Genomic DNA, 2,706 nt, shown 5'->3' with positions numbered 1-2,706 from the left:
CGGCAGCCCGCCTGACGGCGCGCTGCGTCAGCGCCCCTTCCAGACCGGATCGCGTTTCTCGGCAAAGGCGCGGGCGCCTTCCAGGTTGTCCTCGGAACCATAGAGCACATCCACCGTCTTGAGCTGGCGCTGCGTGATCCGGTTCATCGCATCCTGGAACTTCAGGTCCTCGGATTCGCGTACGATTTCCTTCAGCGCCGCGTAGACCAGCGGCGGCCCCGAGGCGAGCAGGTCTGCCATCTCGCGCGCCTTGGCAAGCAATTGATCTGCCGGGTAAATATGGTTCACGAAACCCCAGCGCGCGGCCTCCTCGGCATCAAGCCAGCGGCCCGTCAACAGCATCTCCATCGCGATGTGATAGGGGATGCGCTTGGGCAGCTTGATACTGGCCGCGTCCGCAATGGTGCCCGAGCGGATTTCCGGCAGCGCGAAGCTCGCATGCTCAGCCGCAAGGATGATATCCGCAGACAGCGCCAGTTCCAGCCCGCCACCGCAGCAGATCCCGTTAACCGCTGAAATCACGGGCTTATTCAGCCCGCGCAACTCCTGCAAGCCACCGAAACCGCCCTTGCCATAATCGCCATCGACCGCGTCACCATCGGCGGCGGCCTTGAGGTCCCAGCCCGCACAGAAGAACTTCTCGCCGCCGCCCGTCACGATCGCCACGCGCAGGTCTGGATCGTCGCGGAACTCGGTGAAGACATCGCCCATGATGATGCTGGTCTTCAGGTCGATCGCATTGGCCTTGGGCCGGTCCAGCGTGACCTCCAGCACATGGCCACGGCGTTCCGTGCGGATGGGGTTTTCTGTCATCTGTCCTCTCCGATTGTGATCAGCGCATCGGCTGCGATGGCATCTGCCGGGGTGCATATCAGCGGGTTGATCTCCACTTCCTCCAGCCGCGCAGCCTGGGCCTCGACAAAGCCCTGAACGGCCATCACGGCATCGAGCACAGCATCGATATTAGCCGCCGGAGCCCCGCGATAGCCAGCCAGAAGCGGGGAAATCCTCAGGTTTTTCAAGGCATCCCGGACCTCGCTGCGGGATGCAGGCACCAGCAGGGACACGGTATCGCGCAGGATTTCCGTCAGCACGCCGCCGGCCCCGAGCGTCAGGACGAAACCATGTGCCGGGTCGCGCACGGCACCGACCAGAAGCTCGGCCACCGCGCCCGTCACCATTTCCTCGACCAGGAAAGACGCCGCCTGCATCCGGGTTGCGGCTGCTTCCACCGCCTCGGGGTCGGCAAGGTTCAGGGCCACCGCCCCGGCCTCCGTCTTGTGGGCGATGCCCTCGCCCTTCAGAACCACGGGAAAGCCCATCGTGCCTGCCAGCGCCGCCGCTTCGGCCGCGCCGCCCGCGCGCCCCGAATAGGGCACCCGCAGCCCATGCCCTGCCAGCGCCGCCTTGGCCTCTGCCTCGGTCAAGGTCTTGGCCCCCACCGGATCGCCAGGCAAAAGCACCGGATCGGGCATCCCCTGCCGCGCCCCGAGCCAGGCCCCGATATCGAGCGCGGCCAGTGCTTCGGCCATGCCGCTGAAGGCCACGATCCCACGCGCCGTAGCCGCATCGGCCACCGCCTCGGGCATGCATTCGGGAATGCTGGCCACCATGCACATCCGCTTGCCCGTCGCGGCCTGCGTGTCGGCAATGGCCTCAACCACCTTCATCCAGTCGCGCGCATCGCATCGATCCGGGCGCGGGAAGTCCAGCACCGCGCAGCCCATGGCAAGATCGCCTTGCATCATCGCCGTGAAGCACCGCGTGGTCGCTTCTTGGTCGCCCCAGATATAGGTGTGGTAATCCAGCGGGTTGGCCAGGGCCACCTTGGGCCCAAGCGCCTCGGCCAGCGCCGCGCGCTGACCGGGGTCGAGCGGAGGATAGACCAGCCCGGTGCCAAGCGTCACATCGGCCATCAGGCTCGCTTCACCCCCCGAACAGGACAGCGAGGCAATCCGGTTCGAGCCGAGCGGCCCGCCCACGTGCAGAAGCTTCAGCGCCTCCAGCATCTCCGCCAGCGTGCGCGCCTGCGCGATCCCGAGCCGCGCCAGCAGAGCCCGACCGCCCGCATCCGAGCCCGCGACCGAGGCCGTGTGCGACACGGTCGCCGCGCGCGCCTGCTCGCTCGCCCCCACCTTTACCGCGACGATGGGCTTGCCCAATGCGCGCGCCGTGGCCGCCAGGGTCTCGAAGCCGCGAATGTCGGAAATCCCCTCGATGTGCAGCCCCAGGGCGGTGACCCGCGGATCGGCCAACAGCCCCTGCCCGATCTGGGCCAGGTCCGTCTGCGCCTGGTTTCCCGCCGTCATGATATAGGCAATGGGCAGCCCGCGCGCCTGCATCGACAGGTTGCACGCGATGTTGGAGCTTTGCGTCACGATCGCCACGCCGCTATCGACGGGCACCAGCCCGTGCTGGTCAGGCCACAAGAGCGCCCCGTCAAGCGCATTGAGAAACCCGTAACAGTTGGGCCCCACGATGGGCATGTCTCCCGCGGCGGCGATGAGCTCCTCCTGCAAGGCTGGCCCGTCGGCAAGCTCTGCCCAGGCCTCGGCAAAACCGCTTGCGAAACACACCGCGCCGCCCGCCCCCATCCGGGACAGAAGCCCGACGGCCTCGACCGTTACATGCCGGTTGACCCCGATGAAGACGGCATCCGGTGCCTCGGGCAGGTCCTCCACGCGGGCGAAGACGGGCAGCCCCGCC

At 67.4% G+C, this 2,706-nt stretch carries 2 protein-coding genes; both read right to left on the bottom strand.

Going from position 1 to position 2,706, the window contains the following annotated elements; all coding sequences use genetic code 11:
• Window positions 1-27: 27 nt before the first annotated feature.
• On the bottom strand, window positions 28-813 hold the full coding sequence (locus tag ACEQXV_RS01045; RefSeq protein WP_370267468.1) for a carnitinyl-CoA dehydratase: 786 nt from the start codon (window positions 811-813) through the stop codon (window positions 28-30).
• The coding region (locus tag ACEQXV_RS01040; RefSeq protein WP_370267467.1) for an acetate--CoA ligase family protein at window positions 810-2,706 on the bottom strand (1,897 nt) is incomplete at its 5' end. The genes ACEQXV_RS01040 and ACEQXV_RS01045, both read right to left, overlap by 4 nt.

Origin of the sequence: Nioella sp., assembly GCF_964229645.1 — a bacterium.
Taxonomy (GTDB): domain Bacteria; phylum Pseudomonadota; class Alphaproteobacteria; order Rhodobacterales; family Rhodobacteraceae; genus Nioella.
Note: the sequence above shows the minus strand (reverse complement) of the source record. Positions and strands in the feature narration are given on the sequence as shown.

Bases quoted from the DNA above. Each gene is read 5' to 3' on its own strand.
- ACEQXV_RS01045 (WP_370267468.1), bottom strand. From the start codon at position 813: ATGACAGAAAACCCCATCCGCACGGAACGCCGTGGCCATGTGCTGGAG.